The 16,985-nt window shown below is 69.7% G+C and carries 12 protein-coding genes and 1 pseudogene; 5 read left to right on the plus strand and 8 right to left on the minus strand.

The window, feature by feature from the left end:
- Positions 1-418: 418 nt before the first annotated feature.
- Positions 419-1,060: a GNAT family N-acetyltransferase gene (locus ACIBI9_RS31785; protein WP_397227241.1), complete on the minus strand. Its 642-nt coding sequence runs from the start codon at positions 1,058-1,060 to the stop codon at positions 419-421.
- 323 nt (positions 1,061-1,383) lie between these two features.
- Here ACIBI9_RS31785 and ACIBI9_RS31790 point away from each other — a divergent pair, with 323 nt between their 5' ends.
- Positions 1,384-1,773 carry a hypothetical protein gene (locus tag ACIBI9_RS31790; RefSeq protein WP_397227243.1) on the plus strand — a complete coding sequence of 130 codons (390 nt, stop codon included), beginning with the start codon at positions 1,384-1,386 and terminating at the stop codon, positions 1,771-1,773.
- An 84-nt stretch (positions 1,774-1,857) separates the two neighbouring features.
- Here ACIBI9_RS31790 and ACIBI9_RS31795 read toward each other — a convergent pair whose 3' ends face one another.
- From ACIBI9_RS31795 to ACIBI9_RS31815, 5 genes and pseudogenes are all read right to left on the minus strand, one after another.
- The gene (locus tag ACIBI9_RS31795; RefSeq protein WP_397227245.1) at positions 1,858-2,097 is read right to left on the minus strand and encodes a hypothetical protein; all 240 of its coding nucleotides are present in this window, start codon (positions 2,095-2,097) and stop codon (positions 1,858-1,860) included.
- Positions 2,098-2,156: 59 nt separating this feature from the next.
- A pseudogene (locus ACIBI9_RS31800) lies at positions 2,157-2,402 on the minus strand (cytochrome P450); the annotation flags it as partial.
- A 220-nt stretch (positions 2,403-2,622) separates the two neighbouring features.
- Positions 2,623-2,925: a hypothetical protein gene (locus ACIBI9_RS31805; protein ID WP_397227247.1), complete on the minus strand. Its 303-nt coding sequence runs from the start codon at positions 2,923-2,925 to the stop codon at positions 2,623-2,625.
- A 223-nt stretch (positions 2,926-3,148) separates the two neighbouring features.
- Positions 3,149-6,649 carry a S8 family serine peptidase gene (locus ACIBI9_RS31810; protein ID WP_397227249.1) on the minus strand — a complete coding sequence of 1,167 codons (3,501 nt, stop codon included), beginning with the start codon at positions 6,647-6,649 and terminating at the stop codon, positions 3,149-3,151.
- 8 nt (positions 6,650-6,657) lie between these two features.
- Positions 6,658-9,261, minus strand: coding sequence for a M4 family metallopeptidase (locus ACIBI9_RS31815; RefSeq protein ID WP_397227251.1), 2,604 nt, complete (start codon positions 9,259-9,261; stop codon positions 6,658-6,660).
- A 294-nt stretch (positions 9,262-9,555) separates the two neighbouring features.
- On the opposite strand from ACIBI9_RS31815, the gene ACIBI9_RS31820 reads away from it, so the two are divergent.
- The gene (locus ACIBI9_RS31820; RefSeq protein WP_397227253.1) at positions 9,556-12,420 is read left to right on the plus strand and encodes a choice-of-anchor L domain-containing protein; all 2,865 of its coding nucleotides are present in this window, start codon (positions 9,556-9,558) and stop codon (positions 12,418-12,420) included.
- Positions 12,421-12,529: 109 nt separating this feature from the next.
- On the opposite strand, the gene ACIBI9_RS31825 is transcribed toward ACIBI9_RS31820, so the two are convergent.
- Positions 12,530-13,516, minus strand: coding sequence for a polyprenyl synthetase family protein (locus ACIBI9_RS31825; RefSeq protein WP_397227255.1), 987 nt, complete (start codon positions 13,514-13,516; stop codon positions 12,530-12,532).
- Between the two features lie 97 nt (positions 13,517-13,613).
- A complete protein-coding gene (locus ACIBI9_RS31830; protein ID WP_397227257.1) occupies positions 13,614-13,937 on the minus strand; it encodes a hypothetical protein in 324 nt (107 codons plus the stop codon).
- Positions 13,938-14,130: 193 nt separating this feature from the next.
- On the opposite strand from ACIBI9_RS31830, the gene ACIBI9_RS31835 reads away from it, so the two are divergent.
- The 3 genes from ACIBI9_RS31835 to ACIBI9_RS31845 all read left to right on the plus strand — a co-directional run bounded on the left by ACIBI9_RS31835 (position 14,131) and on the right by ACIBI9_RS31845 (position 16,982).
- Complete coding sequence (locus tag ACIBI9_RS31835; protein WP_397227259.1) at positions 14,131-14,892, plus strand: phosphotransferase; 762 nt, start codon at positions 14,131-14,133, stop codon at positions 14,890-14,892.
- Between the two features lie 228 nt (positions 14,893-15,120).
- Positions 15,121-16,182 (plus strand): TOMM precursor leader peptide-binding protein, encoded by a 1,062-nt coding sequence (locus ACIBI9_RS31840; RefSeq protein ID WP_397227261.1) that lies wholly within the window; start codon positions 15,121-15,123, stop codon positions 16,180-16,182.
- A 65-nt stretch (positions 16,183-16,247) separates the two neighbouring features.
- Positions 16,248-16,982 (plus strand): NAD-dependent epimerase/dehydratase family protein, encoded by a 735-nt coding sequence (locus ACIBI9_RS31845; protein ID WP_397227263.1) that lies wholly within the window; start codon positions 16,248-16,250, stop codon positions 16,980-16,982.
- Positions 16,983-16,985 lie beyond the last annotated feature (3 nt).

Below are 16,985 nucleotides of genomic sequence, written 5' to 3' on the forward strand. Positions count from 1 at the left end.
CGTCGCTGGCCGGACCCCTCGGCCTGACCGCCTTCGCCGTCGGGCAGGCCGCGACGCCGGAGATCGCCAGAACGATCTCCCCTGGTGAGGCCCGCCGCGTCAACCGAGCGGCCATGACACTCGCGGTCATCGGCGTGCTCGCCGGCGCGCTCATCGTCCTGCTTGCTCGCCGAGCCGGTGTTGGGCCTGTTCACCTCCGACGCCCGGGTGCTCGCCCTGGCCCTTCCCCTGCTACCGCTTCTGGCGGCCTATGCCCTGGCCGACAACTGCGGGATCGTGATGGCCACCGGCCTGATGGGTCTCAGGCGCTCGACCTGGACCCTGGGCTCGGCCATCGTGGGGAACGGCCTGCTCGCTCTGGCCATGACACCGGTGACAACGGCCTGGGGCCTGGCCGGCCTGTGGATCGCGCTGACCGTCAGCCGCCCATCAGGGGCAGGCAGGGCTCCAGCCCGTCGATCTGAACGGGGACCGTGCGGTGCCGCTCCCAGGCGTCCCGCGTCAGGCGCAACCGGTGCTCCACGACCATCCTGCCGTCCAGCGCGTGGCGCAGGCGGCCGTCGGGCTCGTAGCCGAGCTTGCGGGAGACGGCCAGGGAGGCGACGTTGTGCTCGAGCGCGCCGGACAGCGCCACGTCGGCGTCCAGACCGGCGAAGGCGAGGTGGAGTACGGCGGCCCGCATCTCCGTGCCGAGCCCCTGCCCCTGGTGGCGACGGCCGAGCCAGGAGGTGGTGCGCACCTGGCGCGTGATGCCCAGGTCCCGGGCGGCGAGGCTCTGCTGCCCGGCCACCACGCCGTCCCGGAACACGGTGAGGTCGAGCGACCACTCCCGCGGCGTCCACGCGCCGAGCTGCCGCCAGTGGTAGTGGATCACACTGCGGGCGGCCTCGGCGGGCGGCGCATCGGTCCACCGCACGAGGAACGGCGAGGCGCCGGGGTCATGGATGCCCTCGGCGGCCAGGTCGGCCAGCTCGGCCAGTTCCTCGGGCGAGGGCAGCCGCAGTTCGAGCCGCGGCGTGCTCAGCCGCAGCCCGACCAGCGGAAAGCGATCGACCAGCATGGCATCATCGTGATCGCCTTCCGGCGGCACGTCATCCGGTTTTACGCCCCTACCGGCACCACGTCCGACGGCCACTTCATCTCGGCGAGGATGCGTAGCTTGGTGACGGTGTTCTCGGACCGTCCCTTCAGTCCTCGGATACTGTAGTCAATCATCTCAAATCAATACAAAAGGCCTATTCTTGCGGGATATAGGTGCGTTACCTGGGTGGACGAGGAATTGCGGGACAGATATGTTGATGCGTGAATTAAATAGAACGAAGGGAAAGTTTGCCCTTCGGGCTGGCACATCAATCTCGGCGCTCTCCGGAAGGAGTTCGATCCATGGGGCAGGGTGGCTATCTGACGCTGCGCAACAACACGCCGCACGAGTGGAAGAGGGACGAACAGAACAGCTACCAGATGAACGCATGGGATTTTCCCGAGAGAATCCCTGCTCACGAGGACCACAAGGTCTACATCGAGTACGACGAGGGGCCCTTCAAGACCAAGACGGACGACTACGGGAACGTCACCTACAAGCTGGGGAACTCCGATTTGAGCTTTCAGATCCAGGCGCGGGCCGCGCAGGAGGGATCAGGCGATTATCACCCCAATCTCCGGGCAGACATCCAGGATCTCCTCAAAAAGAGCATCTCTCCCGACCCGGCCGCGATCATTAATCTGGGATGGGCTCACGACGGGAACGTCGATTTCAGCCTGTCCGGGAAATAGGTTTCCGTCCGTTCGGGTTCACGCCAAGACGGATATCGAAAAAGGGTAGGGCGAGCGCCTCGCGCCGATGTCCGCCGCGACCTATTACACGAAAAAGCGCCAGCAGTGGGAAGGCCACCACCAACGGGTGACGGTGGCCGGTAAGCCGAGCTTGTCGCCGAAGACGCTGTTCATCGTCTGGGCGCCCTTGACCAACGGCTTGAGCTGGTGCCGGTAGACCGCTTCCGTGACGGTGATGCCCGCGATGGTCGGCCAATCGCGGGCGCTACGCGAGTAGGGCTGGATCAGCTCCTCGGAGATCGAGAGGGGACTCCGCGCCGTCACCGTGATGGCCTGGTCGGCGCAGGTCGCGGAACGGCGAGCCCCAGTGCCCGTGGGCGCCGCTACCAGGTGACCGGCAGGCTGGCCATGCCGTAGATGGTGGCCCGAGGCCGTAGCGGCACCTCCTTCGCGGGTACGGCCAGCCGCAGCCCGGGGAAGCGGCGCAGCAGCGCCGGATAGGCCAGCCGCATCTCCAGCCGGGCCAGCTGCTGGCCCAGGCACTGGTGGATGCCGTGGCTGAAGCCCAGCTGCCGGGTGGCCTGGCGGGTGACGTCGAAGCGGTCGGGGTCCGGGAAGCGGGTCGCGTCGGCAGCGCGAACGCCTTGACCAGGTCCGCGGGAGCGCCCGCGCGGGCCATCTCATCGAGCTGACCGTCGATGACCTCCTGGATCCTGGGCTCCAGCCGGCGCATCTTCCGCATGCTGAAGTGCCCGGTCAGCAGCCTGCGATACCGGGAGTGCTCAGGGTCGTCCATCGCGATGAAGAAGCCCGGCGGGATCACCAGATCCGCCAGCCCCTCGGGCGGCGTCAACGTCCGGTCTGGCGTTCCAGCCAGTTCTGGATGGTTCCGATCAAGGTGGCGAAGATCCCGCCCGAGGCGCTGAAGGCCACCAGCAGCGCTCCGAGCGTGACCGGATCGACTCCTTTGGCGCCGCGCGGGATCTCTCCGGTCGCCACCGACGCGACGGACTCGACGTCGATTTCATCGATCTCGCCGCGCAGGCGGCGCATCAGGTGCTCTTCGCGTTCCGGGTCGGTGTCCGGATCCGCCTGGAGCACAAGCATCACGCGCACCGAGGCGGTCGCATCCGTGCGGTCGCCGCTGGTCATCTGCCTCGCCCCCTTGCATCAGCTTCCTGGTCGGCGCTGTCGGTGTTGAACCCCCGTCGACTGTGCCGGCCATATCCCGACATGGCGGTGGAGCCACGCTCCAGAGGCTTTCAGTGCACCCGGCGGTGGTCCGCCCAGCCGAGCGGGTCGGCGTGGGCGGCCGCCCGTTCTACCGCGTCACCGAGGTGATCGAGCGGTACGGCGGGCGGCCGCCGCTGAGCCTTCACGCCTGAGGGGCCGGCCTTACCTCGAAGGCCGTCTCGGGCTCGAGGGCGCCGCGGATCAGCAGCACGTCGGGCCCGTACGCGTTCGACACCGCCACGACGCCCTCCCCGTTGCGGATGCGCGGGTCGTCGGGCAGGTCGCCGTACTGAAACACCATGCGGCCGTCGGGATGGAGCACCGCCTCGAAGGTGAGACGCAAGCCGGTGCCCTTGAGCAGGACGCCGCGCCACTCGACGACGAACGCGCCGTTCACCGTCGCCGTGCGCACCGATGACTGGTCGTCGTAGGTCAGGTTGTCGGTGTACGGCGCGGCCCAGGACCACTCGCCGGTCAGCGCGTCGTAGAAGAGCAGCATGCCGAGACCGGTGACGCCCACGCTGGTGAAGGTGTCGCCGGAGAGCGGGAAGGAGAAGGGCAGCGGCACCATCGCGCTGGTGGACGCGTTGACGTCGATCACCTCGGTACCCTCGACCCACGCGCGTGGCTTGCGCGTGCAGGCGAAGCCGGAGTCGTCGACGGGCATCCCCTGGGTCAGGTCGACGACCAGGTCGCCGGTGACCGTCAGCCGCTTCTGGACGATCACCTCGCAGGCCCGGGCGAACACCTGAATCCACTGGGTGCCGCCGTGGACGCCGGTCAGCCGGTAGGCGCCGGTCTCGTCCGTTTTCGCGACCGCGATGTTGCGGTCCATGACCGCCACGTTCACCCCGGGCAGGGGTTTGCCCGAGCTGTCCCTGACGACGCCGGAGACGTCGTTGCTGCTGGGATACAGGGTGATGTCGAGGTCGACGACCTGTCCCTCCTCGCCGAGCGTGACCTTGGAGGAGTAGTACTCCCAGTCGCTGGCGGCGATCGAGACCGTGTACTCGCCCGGCAGGGGGAACAGGCGGTACGCGCCGGTGGCGTCGGTGACGGCCTGCTCCATGAGCGTCGAGTCGTTCGGCATGGCGTAGCCGACCTCGATGCCCTTGAGGGGCGTGCCGGCGGGGTCGCGCACCACGCCCTGGACGACGCCGGCGCCGTAGAAGCGGATGCCCATGCCCGAGCGCAGTACGGGCACGTTGCTGGAGTACTCGAAGCCGAGCGTTCCCGTGCTGTTCTCGATGCCGATCGTGGCCGAGGAGCCGCGTGGCATCAGGCCGCTCGACAGCGACTTGTACTGGATGAGGATCTGCCCGTTCTCGTGCAGCTCCGCGGAGAAGGTGAGCCGCGCCGTGGGCTGGGAGACCAGGCTGACGTTGCGCCACTCGACGAGGTAGCGCCGGTTGGGCGCGGCGCCGAGCGTGGCGGTGAGCACCTGCGCCGAGGAGTCCACGACGAGGTCGTCCCAGAAGGCGTAGATCGCGGAGTTGGGCAGGCCGCCGCTCGGGATCGCACCGTTGATGGACATGGTGCTGAGCCGCTGGAAGTTGATGAAGCCGTTGGTGGAGATCCACGCCTTGGTGTACGGCTTGCCGTACAGCGGGAAGGTGAAGGGCAGGGTGACCGCGACGCCCGCGTCGTCACCCGTCAGCGCCAGCGCGGTGGTGCCCGGCTCCCAGGTGAGCGTCGGGATGACGTCGCACTTGTTGTTGAAGGCGTCCTTGCGCAGCGGGGTGTCGATCTGGAGGATCTCGTCGGAGTCGACCACGAGCGTCACCGTGGTGGAGGCGCCGCACCTGGCTCCCTGCACGTTCACCCGCCAGGTGCCGACGGGGACGCCGAGCATGGCGAAGGCGCCGTCCGTCTCGGTGGTGACCGGGGCGTAGGGCGTGCCCTCGATGCTGACCACCGCGCCGGGCAGCGGCTCGCCGCCGGACTGCCGGACCTCTCCGTAGACGTCGTAACGGGGGACCGTGGCCAGGGACAGGTCGCGGGTGGCGGTGGCGCCGGAGGCCACGGTGGCGGTGCCGGTGGCGGGCGCGAAGCCGAAGGCCCAGGCGGTGACCTCGTAGGAGCCGGGAGGCAGCGGGATGCTGAAGGTCCCGTCGGCGCCGCCGGTGAGGGTCCGCTTGACGCCGGAGGCGGTCAGGGTCACGGTCGGCTTCGGCACGGCCGCGCCGGTGGCGTCACGGACGGTCCCGGCGAGAGTGCCGGTCTGACCGCGCGGCGCGAAGGTCACGGCGGCGAAGGCGTCCAGCCGTCCCTGCCCCCACACCCGGTTGTTCGAGCTGTCGCCGCCGCAGCTGTAGTCGGTCACGTCGACGGCGGTCTCGTCCAGCGCCCGCCGGGTGGCGGCGATGTCGCCGCGCAGGGTGGGCGCGGCGGACCACAGCAGCGCCACCGCTCCCGCCACATGGGGCGTGGCCATGGAGGTGCCGCTGTAGGCCGAGTAGCCGCCGCCGGGCACGGACGAGCGGATCGCCACGCCGGGCGCGGTGATGTTGGGCTTGATCGCCGTGCCCTCGGGGTCGCCGCGGCTGGAGAAGTCGGCGATCTTCCCGTCGGACTGGTAGGCGCCGACGGCGTAGGTGTTGGCGTAGTCGCCGGGCGAGTGCGCGGTGGCGCACTCGGGGCCGGCGTTGCCCGCGGCGAAGAGCGGGAAGATGCCCGACGCCACCCAGGAGTTCACGATCTCCTGGTAGAAGGGGTCGCCCGCGGCACCGCCCCAGGAGTTGCTGACCAGGTGCGGGGCCAGGTCGGGGCGCGGGTTGTCGCCCTCCAGGTCGGTGGGCGCCAGCATCCACTGGCCCGCCTCCAGCAGGAAGACGTCGCTGCACCTGCTCGACTCGCAGCCCTTGGCGCTGATCCAGGTGGCGCCGGGCGCCACGCCGATCCCGTCCGCGCCGACGATGGTGCCCATGGTGTGGGTGCCGTGCCCGTTGTTGTCGCACGGCGTCGCCGAGGGGACGCCGCAGACCAGCGTCGGGTCGAACCAGTTGTAGTTGTGGTCGTAGCTGCCGTCGGCCTTGCGCCCGCGGTACTGCCCGGCCAGGGCGGGGTGGTCGTACTGCACGCCGGAGTCGATCGTGGCGACGACGATGCCCTCGCCCTTGGCGCCGAAGCCGGACCAGACGCGCGGGGCGCCGACGGAGTCCACGCCCCACTCCATGCCAGCGACCTGGGCCACGGCCTTGGCCGCGCGCTCGGGCTCCGGCAGCGAGACGCTGCCGGCCGGCCGTACCCGGGCCACGTCGGGCCGCTCGGCCAGCCGCTTGACCAGGCCGGCGTCGGCGCCGCGCACCAGCACGGCGTTGACCAGCCAGTACGGCGTGAAGATCGCCTTGGAGTCCTGGAGGAAGGAGCGCAGGCCGCGCTGGCTGCGCTCGGCGGTCGAGCGCAGCGTACGGAATCCATGCTCCGCCTTGGCGGCATGGCTGCGTAGCGACCGCCCGCCGGACAGGTCCGCCTTCTCCTTGAGCATCACGAACACGTCGGTGGTGTCGTGCTCGGCGAGCTTGGCGGCGACCGCGCGGTCGAGCCGGTCGGGCAGGGGGTCGTTCTCGGCGGCGGCCGGCACGGCTGAGCCCAGCAGTAACGCGGGCACCAGCCAGAGGGCCGTCAGGAGGCGGCGGCGCATGTGTTTCCTTAGTCGAAGAGTGATTCGAGGTAGGCGTACGCCTCGTTGACCGACATGCCGACCATCGACTGGATGTTGGCGTACTCGAGTTCCGAGCGGGCCAGAGCCGTCCAGGTGCCGTCGCTGCCCGCGTCGATGTCAGCCTCGAGGTAGGCGTTGACCAGCGCGTTGATCTCGTCGATCTGCCCCTGCGTGACGGTTGTCAGGTCGCCCTGCGGCGTGTTGACCGTGCGGAAGGCCGGTTCCATGCTCTGCATGAGGTGCGCGGTCTGCCTGCGGAGCGTGTCGCTGGTGGTGAGCAGTTCCATGGCGCGGCTGTTGGCCCGGGCGTACAGCTGCGCGTAGTGCATGACGGCGCCGGACTCGGCGTTCTCGAAGATGTCGCGGACGCGCAGCAGGCCGGCCACGGTCGCGTCGGTGCCGGCGCCGTCGGGGTCCAGAGCCTCCAGGCCGACGCCGGTCAGCGACTCGTCGGCGAAGCACATGCACTCCTGGCGCGGCGACTCGTAGCTGCCGTCGATCCCGACCGCGCCGAAGGCACGCCAGGCCTCCAGCATCTCGGGCGAGTTCTTGCCGTACAGGTCCGCGGCCGCCTGGATGGCGCCGGCGCGAGTGTCGGAGAAGCGCGAGCGCGGGCCGAGCTGGGTGGTGAGGTCGCGGTAGGCGATCTCCTGGGTCTTCTCGATGCCGATGCGGGTGGCCAGGATGTACCAGGCGTGGCTGGGGATCAGGCTGTTGAAGTGCACCCAGCCGCCGTCGGCGCAGCCCAGCCAGTACTTGCTGTAGTGGTCGGGGTGCGGCTTGCCGTCATAGCTGAGCGCACTGGGGTTGGCCAGGTCCCGGATGACGCCGAGCGAGCTGCCCTCCCCTGCCTTCCAGCTGGTGCTGCCCTTGACCTTGTACTCGGTGAAGGCCGCGAAGACGTCGGAGAAGCTCTCGTGGAGCGAGCCGCCCTGGAAGAAGGAGAACAGGCCGGCGCTGGAGTGGGTGACGCCGTGCTGCCACTCGTGGGAGACGATGGTGAGCGTGGCGGTGCCCTCGCCGAACATGGTCTCGCCGGTCAGCGGGTCGAAGAAGGCGTTCTTGACCGGCTGGTGGTTGCGGTCGTTGGAGTAGCGGGCGTAGGAGTTCATCTTGCCGCCCTCGCCGTCCCAGCTGTCGCGGCCGAACGTGCTCGACAGGTAGTCGTAGAAGCGGCCGCTGTGGTCGTAGACGGCGTTGACGTCGGGCTCGGACACGGGGCCCTCGCCCTCGGTCCTGGCCGGGCCGCCGCTGGGACGCGGGTTGTTGTTCAGGTCCCAGACGCTACGGTTCTTGTACTCCAGGTGGCCGGGCTCGAACTTGACGATCCGCCCGGTGCTGAGCGCGTCGACGAAGAAGACCGTCGAACGGCCGTCGTCGGCGGCCATCGGCACCCGCCAGACCAGCGTGGCCGCCACCGGCTTGCCGGGGTCCGGCTCGTCGGGCAGCAGCAGGAGCTCGGGCGCCGCGCCCGCCTTCGCGCCCGGCATGGCCCGGCCGGCGGCGGTCACGGCGGATCGGGCGTCGAGGGTCGGCTTGGTGCCGGTGGGGGCCAGGTCGGGGATGAAGTTGTTGGTCAGGCTGAGCACGGTCTTGCCCTTGGCGTCGCGGTGTACGCCCACCCGCGCGCCGTACACGGGCACACCGTCGATCTGCTGCTGGAACCAGTCGTGCTTGAGTCCCAGCGGATCCTTGGGCCTGGCGGGCAGCTCAATGAGCTGGGCGACGGGGTCCTTGGCCGCCAGGAGCCCGGCGTTGGCGCGCAGCCAGCTCTTGACGTCCTTGCCGGCGGGGCTCCGCATGCTCAGCATCGTGGGCACGCCCAGCCAGGGGTCCTTGGCCATGGTGACGCCGGTGTCGGCGGCGATCCTCGCTCCGTCGGCGGCGTTGGAGATCCCCACCTTGGCCAGCGCCTCGGTCACGCCCGGACGGAAGTAGCCGACCGGAGCGGGCTCGGGTGGGCCCGCGGCCGCCATGGTCACCGGCAGCTCGGTCTTCGCCTTCGCCGGAGGGGCGGCGACCGCGGAACCGGAGACGGAGAACTGCGCGATCAGCAGGACGACCGCGCCGGCGGCCACGACCTTCACGCGGCGCGCCGCCTGGCCGGCCAGCCCGGCGGTGAAGCACCAGGCCAGGGCGAGCACGAACGCGATCGGCCAGGGCGTGCTGACGGCCGCGAGCTCGCCGGGCGCCACCAGGGCGGTGACCGTGGCAACGGAGGTGATCACGGCGGCGTAACCGGCCGAGGCGGCCAACAGCCGGGCCCTGCCCCGGGTGAGCAGGCCGGCCGTCAGACCGGCCGCGACGGGCCCGAGCGCGAGCAGCACCATCGGTGAGCCCTGGAACAGGAAGCGGAGCGGCCAGATCCGGCCGCCGGAGGAGAGCGTGGCCGACCACCAGTCCACCGGGCCGCCCGTGGCGGCCGCCGCCGCGGTGGTGACCCCGTTCACGCTCCTGGCCAGGAAACTCCCGACCAGTCCTTCCGCGCCGCTCACGAGCAGCGCCAGCATCGCCCATGTCACCGCGACGCAGGCCGCGGCCGCGAGCCCGCCCACCCATAAGGCACGGAAAACGTTTTTGGCCAAGCGCATGGCATGCTCCACACAGGTGCGGGGGGTAACGACGGGAAGGGTGCAGACCGCCAGCACACAGGCATGCGTCGACCAGTGCTCACGGGCGCCGTAGAGAGGCCAGGGGGATTGATCACCTGGAGTATTGAGCCTCCGTCATGTTCCGTCAATATCCATTTTTCGGACTTGACCGCGTACGTGTTGATGTATACGTTTTCTCCGCTTTGATCTTGGTGTCGCTGGTCCCGGCCCGCCGTGACACGAACGCCCGGAGCGAAGTCCGTTCTCACGGCCCGACCCAGCCTGGAGCAGCCGATGCGCCGCAGGTTCTTATTGGTCATGCTCGCCGTCGCGATGGCAGGGACCGGATTGACCGCCCCCGCCCCCGCCCTCGCCGATCCCGCCAGCCCCTCCCCCGCCCCGTCCGCCACCGTCGCGCCCTCCTCGGAGCGCCACACGATCTCCGTCGGCAGGCCCGCCGACCGCAAGACCGCCCGCGAGCGCGCCGCCAAGGCGCGCAAGGCTCGGCAGACCCGCTCCTCCGCCGGCGTCACCACGCTGGACGTCGACGCGGGCAGCGTGACCCCCGTGGGCACCGGCGCCGACGGCGCCAGGGCGCTGGCCGGCGCGCTGGTCGGCGACAGCAGCCTGGTCACGGCCTCCTACGTCACCACCCCGCCCACCACCGGGACCAACGGCCTGGGCACCGGCATCGGCGGCCTCTCCGGCACCGGCGCCCTGCTGACCACGGGTGACGCCACCCTCGCGCCGCAGGCCAACCAGTTCGACTCCGACGGGCGCGACTCGGGCGGCGGCAAGGTCCGCGGCGACAGCGCCTACGACGTCACCGTGCTCCGGGTCGACCTGGACGTCCCGACCTGGGCCAAGTGCATGACCGTCGAGGTCAAGTACTTCAGCGAGGAGTTCCCCGAGTTCGTCAGGTCCGCCTACAACGACGGCTTCGTCGCCGAGCTGGACCGCAGCACCTGGACCACCGACGAGTCGACCATCCTGGCGCCGGACAACTTCGCCTTCGACCCCTCCGGCAACGTCATCTCCACCAACACGACCGGCCTACTGGCGATGACCGCCTCGGCCGGGGCCGGGACGACGTACGACGGGGCCACGCCGCTGATGAAGGCCTCCACCCCCATCACCGGCGGCTCGCACAAGCTCTACCTGTCGATCTTCGACCAGCACGACGCCGTCTACGACTCGGCCGCGCTGGTGCGCAAGCTGACCTACACCCAGGACGAGCCGTCCACCTGCGGCACCGGCGCCAAACCCGTCACCAAGCCGGTGATCTTCGTGCCGGGCATCATGGGGTCCAAGCTGAGGGACGCGAGCACCGAGTACTGGCCGGGCACCCTGGCCAAGCTGCTCAGCCTGAGCGACGCGCACCTCGACAACATCATGCTGAACGACGACGGGGAGACCGACGCCAAGGGCAACGACGTCTACGCCCCCGAAGTCATCATGAAGATCCTCGGCATCAAATCCATCTACGCGGGCACCGTCACCCACCTGCAGAACGCCGGGTACGTGCTGGGCGACATCGAGAACCCCCAGCCGGGCGAGAACCTCTTCCTCAATCCCGTGGACTGGCGCAAGTCGTCGGACCACAACGCGAACCAGCTGCTGGACCGGATCGAGACGGTACGGCAGGCCACCGGCGCCGACCGGGTCAACATCATCGCCCACTCCCAGGGCGGGCTGGTGACGCTGGCCGCCACGCGCATGCAGCGCTCCGTCGGCAAGATCAACCGGATCTCCACCATCGCCACGCCGTACCTGGGCGCCGCGAAGGCACTGGGCGTCATGCACTACAAGACGCCCTGCGTGATCGACCTGACCGCCGGCCGCTGCCTGCTCAACAGGAACCAGGCCGCGAAGATCACCAGGAACTTCCCCGGCTTCCTGGAGCTGCTGCCTTCCGACAACTACCACACCGTGGTCGAGCCGCCGGTCAACCGCGTACCGGGGGGACCGCTCACCCCCGACCAGGTACGCGACATGCTCAGCGACAAGAACCTGGCGCTGATCGACAAGGCCCGCGCCTGGCACCGGGCGGCCGACGCCTGGAACCCCGCCGACTCCAGGGTCGGCCTGACCCGCCTGGTCGGCACCGGCGTGACCACCCCGGTGAGCTTCGACGAGTTCCCCGAGGCGCACTGCAACGAGAAGAAGGGCTGGTGGGACGGCTGCGTCAACGGCACCGGCGTCATGATCAACTGGAGTGACCTCGGTGACGGCACGGTGCCGCTCGGCTCGGCCCGGCTCACCGCGGGGCTACGCGGCAACTCCGTGACCGAGCCCGCCTACTCCGGCATCGGCCACGTCGAGCTGCCCAACGAGTCGCAGGTCGTCTACGACGCCGTCAACGCGATCCAGGGCGAAGGGCCCACCACGGCCGCCCTCGCGGCACAGCAGGACGACACCGTCCAGGCAGCCGCCGCCGGCGGGCTCACGGGCACCGAAGTGCAGGTCAGAGGCCCGGTCAACCTGCTGCTCACCGACGCGGGCGGGCTGCGCACCGGGTTCACCGACCCGTCGACCGAGGTCGAGCTGGAGGACATCCCCGGCAGCTCCTACGCCGCGGGCGTCGGACCGTACAAGCGCATCTCCGCCTTCCTCACCCAGGGCAAGGCCGCGGCCACGATCACCTCGACGGACTTCGGCTACGTCTACATCCGGCTGCGCACGTACGTGAACGGCGTCATCACCTCGACCATCCCCTACGAGCCCATCCTCATCGGGCCGTACGACCACATCACCCTCAACGGCGCCGGCGTCACGGTCCCCGCGACCCGGGTCTCCGTGACGCCGTGCGACTCGGGCTGCCCGGCCCAGGACCCGCTGCCCACGGTGACCGGTTCGGGGGCCGACGACGTGACCCCGCCCGACACCGACGTCACGCTGGGGTACGACGAGTACGACGGCAGGAAGCGGGTGCACATCGACGCCTCCGCGACCGACACCGGCGGGTCGGGCGTGGGGCGGATCGAGTGGGCCATCGTGTCCAGCGATCCGGACGACACCCCGCAGTACTCCACGTACGGCCTGCCGTTCTACTGGATGAAGCCCACCGGTTCCACCGGGACCTGGACGCTCCACCTGCGGAGCCTCGACAAGGCGGGCAACATCGACGGCACGTACGTGAAGATCCCGCTCAACCTCTGACCGGGACCCCCGCATGACGCTGACCCGGCCCGCGGCGACGGTCCCGGGTCAGCGTCCGCGCGCCCGGTCCGGCGAGGGTCCAGGGTGGGTCAGCGTTCGCGCGCTCCTGTCAGGCCGCGCGGGAGGACACCAGCTCGCACAGGGCCTCCAGGACCTGCTTGGCCGGGCAGTCGGGGAGCCGCCCGGCGGCCGAGCGCGCCTCGGCCGCGTACCTGGCCGCCTCCGACCCGGCGGCGGCCAGGCCGGCCGACGAGCGCAACAGCTCCAGCGCCTCGGCGTGCAGCTCGGCGTCATGGAGCGGGCCGGCGGCCAGGAGCTCGCCGAGCCGCCCGCCCTCGCGCAGCGCCAGCAGGGCGGGCAGGGTCAGCACGCCGGCGCGCAGGTCGGTGCCCGCCGCCTTGCCCGCCCTGTCCGCTCCGGAGACGATGTCGATCACGTCGTCGGACAGCTGGAAGGCCACGCCGAGCGCTTCGCCGTACTCCCCCAGCGCCGCGACCGTGCCGGCGTCGGCGCCCGCGCAGATGCCCCCCAGCCGTACGGACAGCGCGATCAGGGACGCGGACTTGTCGCGTACGACCTCCAGGTGGTGCGCGACAGGATCCTGGCCGGGACGCGGGCCCGCCACCTCCCTGATCTGCCCCATCACCAGCCGCTCGAAGGCCTCGGCCTGGGCGCGGCGGGCCTGCTCGTCCAGCCCCAGGCTGAGGGTGGCGGCGCGGGCGACCAGGTGGTCGCCGGCCAGAATCGCGATCTTGTTGTTCCAGCGGGTGTGCGCGCTGGGCACCCCGTGGCGCAGCGGCGCCTCGTCCATCACGTCGTCGTGGTACAGCGAGGCGGCGTGCACGAGCTCGACGACCGCCGCCGCGGCCGGCACCGAGTCGCGTTCCGGGTCGCCGAACTGGGCGCCCAGCAGCACCAGGAGCGGGCGCCACCGCTTGCCGCCCGCGCCCAGGAGGTAACCGGCCGTCTGGCTCACCAAGGGGTCGGGCGATTCCGCGGCTGCCGCGTGCAGCCTGGCCTCCACTTCGGCCATGCTCTTGCGCAGGCGTTCCGCCAGGTCAGGGTCGGTTAACTTCAGCTGCTCGATAGCCGACATATCCGCCTTCTCCGTGATATTTCATGATCCGGCAGACTCTAACCCCGAGATCCACGCGACCACACGCGCCGACGATCCGAGCCGCCTGCTCCGGGCGCTACAGATTCCCGAACAACGAGAACATGAAGTAGCCCGCCGAGCCGAGCAGCAGACACACCGCACCGACCGCCGCGCCCGCCGCAACTGCGAAGATCCGCGTTTCACGAGGTCGCCCTGCCGTGACAGCTCCCCCTATGGCGATGCCTGCGGCAGGAAGAGCCACGGCCGCGATCGCGCTGCCCGTGATCAGCGCAGTGGTCATCCACCCCACCACATAGACGCTCCAGGCCAGCAGCCCGTAACCGGCGAGGGCCACCACGCACACGACGGAGAAGCCGAGAGTGCCGAACCGGCGGCCGCGCTGATCAAGGGTGGACGTCATGGCGCCGATGATCGCATGTCGTCGCGGCCGCTGTCCTCCCGGACCTCTGGTAAGCCCTTGCCGGGATCATGGACAGACTCGAGCGGGAAAATTATGGTGGAGATCGCTGGCCGGCAAATGGCTGACCCGGGGACCGGTGACATGCGGAGCCACCGCGAACCGACCGTACACGCACTCACGACGCGGGACGGTCATGGCCGCTGAGCAGCTCATGGGCGGCAACGACCAGGCCGTGGTGCGGATCGGCGCCACGGTGAGACGGCCGGTGCGCGCGTGGTCGGCGTCGGTCCACGAGCTCCTGCGGCACCTGGAGCGCAAGGGGTTCGGCGGCGCGCCCCGCGTCCTGGGCGTGGACGCGGAGGGCCGGGAGATCCTCACCTACCTGACGGGCGAGATCGCCGGCGAGCCGCCGTGGCCCCCGTGGGCGTGGAGCGAGGAGGCGCTGGTCCAGGTGGCCCGCTGGCTGCGCGACTACCACGAGGCCGTGGCCGACTACGTGCCCTCTCCCGGGGCGCGCTGGCGGCTCGGCGGGGTCTGGACACCGGGGACGATCATCGCGCACAACGACGCCGGGCCGTTCAACGCCGCCTGGCACGAGGGCAGGCTGACCGGCTTCTTCGACTGGGACTTCGCCGGGCCGGTCACCCCGGACTCGGACGTGGCGTGGGTGGCCATCGCCTGGGTGCCGCTGTACGCCCGGCGCGCGGCGACGGCCGACGGCTTCGGCGACCACGCCGCCCGGCCGGAGCGGCTGCGCCTGTTCCTCGACGAGTACGGCTGGCGCGGCGGCCCCGAGGAGATCGTCCGCGAGGCGCAGGCGCGCCTGCGCGTGCGGGCGGGCCAGATACGCAGATATGGCCGCGGCCCCGACGAGCTTTACATCCAGCTGTACGAACGCGGCGTCGCCGACGACCTCGACCAGGCGATTCAGGAGTTGACCGAGTTTCCCTTGTAAAAAATTCCGGCATGGAGAGAATGCAGTGAAGGAATCCGTTCGGACGAAAGGTGGGGCCATGAGAAGGCGTCCTGTCATGGTGAAGCTCGAGGAGACGAGCATGCGCGTCGGCGCGGTCACCGCTTCGAATTCCGCCGGCAACTGACAGCGCGTGCGGGTGAGGTGTTTTCACCTCACCCGCTCTCGGAGGAACATGTGACGGATTGGCGCCCTCGCCTGCGGGAAAGCGTGATCGTCCAGACCGAGGGCGACGAACTGCTTTTCCTGTGCACGGCGGACAGAACGGTGAAGAGGTTCGCCGCCGACGCGTTTGTGAAACAGGTGATAACTCTTCTGGACGGCACTCGTACATATGCCGAGATAGCGCGGTCCGTCGGCGACGGACAGCCGCTCGGCGAGGTGCTGCAAATCCTCACGGAAGAGAAGCTGCTGAGTCGTGTCGGCCATCTCGAGGGATCGTTCGCGCGGCTCGGCGGCGATCGCGCCCAATTCTACGACCGCCAATTGCGGCTGCTCCAGGATTTCTGCGACCAGGGCCTCACCGACCTTTCCAGCGGCGTGCAGCTGCAGGAGCGCGTCGACCGCTCGACCGCGGTGGTGTGCGGGGTCGGCGGGCTCGGCGGCTGGGTCGCGCTCTCCCTGGCGAACGCGGGTGTCGGCACCATCCGCCTGTGCGACTTCGACCGGGTCGAGCCGTCGAACCTGACCCGGCAGACCCTGTTCTGCGTCGCCGACGTGGGAGCGCCCAAGGTCGAGGCGGCCGCGGCCAGGCTGCGGGCCGCCAATCCCTTCGTCACGGTCGAGACCTTCGACCGGCGCGTCACCTCCGCCGCCGATCTCGCCGACCTGGTGGACGGGGCGGACATCGTGATCAACGCGATCGACCTGCCCACGCCCAACGACACGGCCACGTGGGTCAGCGAGGCTTGCTGGCCGGACGTGCCGCACATCCTGGGCACCGGGTACGCGTACCACATCGGCGTGCTCGGCACGACGGTCCTGCCCGGGGAGACCGCCTGCTGGACCTGCGTCCGCGCCGAGACCTTCGCCGACCACGGGCGCGAGCGGATGGAGTCGCTGGTCGGCAAGAGGCAGAAGGCGGGCGCCATCGGGGCGCTGTGCGGGCTGGTCGGCACGATTCTGGCCTGGGAGGCGATCCGGGTCCTGGCGGGGTTGCCCCCGGCACTGAGCGGACGGTGGAGCGAGGTGGACTTCTGGCCGCTGGAGATCCGCTCACGGCCCATCCCGAGGCGACCCGACTGTCCGACCTGCGGTAAGGGACGCGACTGAGAAGACCCGGGAAATAACGCCGCAAATCCTCCCCGAATGCTTACCTTTATACGAGAATAGCTTTCATGGAGGTTGTCGGCGATGGAATGATTGCCCGGGCTTTCGTGAATTCTCTGCCGGCGATGGATGATGTGGTGGTGTTCGCCGCCGGGGTGTCACGGTCGACCACCACCGAAGCGACGGAGTTTCATCGGGAAGCCGATCTGCTCCACGAGGTCATAGGCAGGGTGAAGCGCCGCCGGCTCCTCTACTTCTCCACCGCGTCGGCGCATCTCTACGGAAACGGCGACGGATCACCCTGTTCGGAGGAGGACCCGGTTCACCCCACCACCGCGTACGGGCGCCACAAGGCGGAGATGGAGGACGTGATACGAGCGTCCGGAGTGGATCATCTCATCCTCCGGGTGACGGAGGTCGTCGGACCACACCAACGGCGGCACCAGCTGCTACCCGCACTGTTTTCCCAGGTCATCGACGGCGCTGTGACCGTCTACCGGGGCGCGCGCCGCGATCTCGTCGACGTCGCGGACCTCGTGGCCATCACCGCGGAACTCCTGTCCGGCGATCTTCATGGCGCGACGGTCAATATCGCCTCAGGCCATCCGGTGACCGCCGAGGAAATCGTCTCCTATCTGATGACACTGTCCGGCCGGGCCGTCACCAAGGTCTATGTGGACATCCCGGCCAATGACTACAACGTGTCGACGAAACGAATGACGCAACACGCGCCTTCGACGGCCCGGATGGGATTCTCGCCGACCTACTATCGACGCGTCATCGACCGCTATTACCGCTCCTGAAGA

Source organism: Nonomuraea sp. NPDC050451, assembly GCF_044458585.1.

Excerpts from the sequence above, each read along its gene's own strand:
- ACIBI9_RS31785 (WP_397227241.1), bottom strand. The coding sequence starts at position 1,060 with ATGCTGGTCGATCGCTTTCCGCTGGTCGGGCTGCGGCTGAGCACGCCG.
- ACIBI9_RS31845 (WP_397227263.1), top strand. The coding sequence starts at position 16,248 with ATGGAGGTTGTCGGCGATGGAATGATTGCCCGGGCTTTCGTGAATTCT.
- ACIBI9_RS31835 (WP_397227259.1), top strand. The coding sequence starts at position 14,131 with ATGGCCGCTGAGCAGCTCATGGGCGGCAACGACCAGGCCGTGGTGCGG.
- ACIBI9_RS31815 (WP_397227251.1), bottom strand. The coding sequence starts at position 9,261 with ATGCGCTTGGCCAAAAACGTTTTCCGTGCCTTATGGGTGGGCGGGCTC.
- ACIBI9_RS31825 (WP_397227255.1), bottom strand. The coding sequence starts at position 13,516 with ATGTCGGCTATCGAGCAGCTGAAGTTAACCGACCCTGACCTGGCGGAA.
- ACIBI9_RS31790 (WP_397227243.1), top strand. The coding sequence starts at position 1,384 with ATGGGGCAGGGTGGCTATCTGACGCTGCGCAACAACACGCCGCACGAG.
- ACIBI9_RS31830 (WP_397227257.1), bottom strand. The coding sequence starts at position 13,937 with ATGACGTCCACCCTTGATCAGCGCGGCCGCCGGTTCGGCACTCTCGGC.
- ACIBI9_RS31805 (WP_397227247.1), bottom strand. The coding sequence starts at position 2,925 with ATGACCAGCGGCGACCGCACGGATGCGACCGCCTCGGTGCGCGTGATG.
- ACIBI9_RS31810 (WP_397227249.1), bottom strand. The coding sequence starts at position 6,649 with ATGCGCCGCCGCCTCCTGACGGCCCTCTGGCTGGTGCCCGCGTTACTG.
- ACIBI9_RS31820 (WP_397227253.1), top strand. The coding sequence starts at position 9,556 with ATGCGCCGCAGGTTCTTATTGGTCATGCTCGCCGTCGCGATGGCAGGG.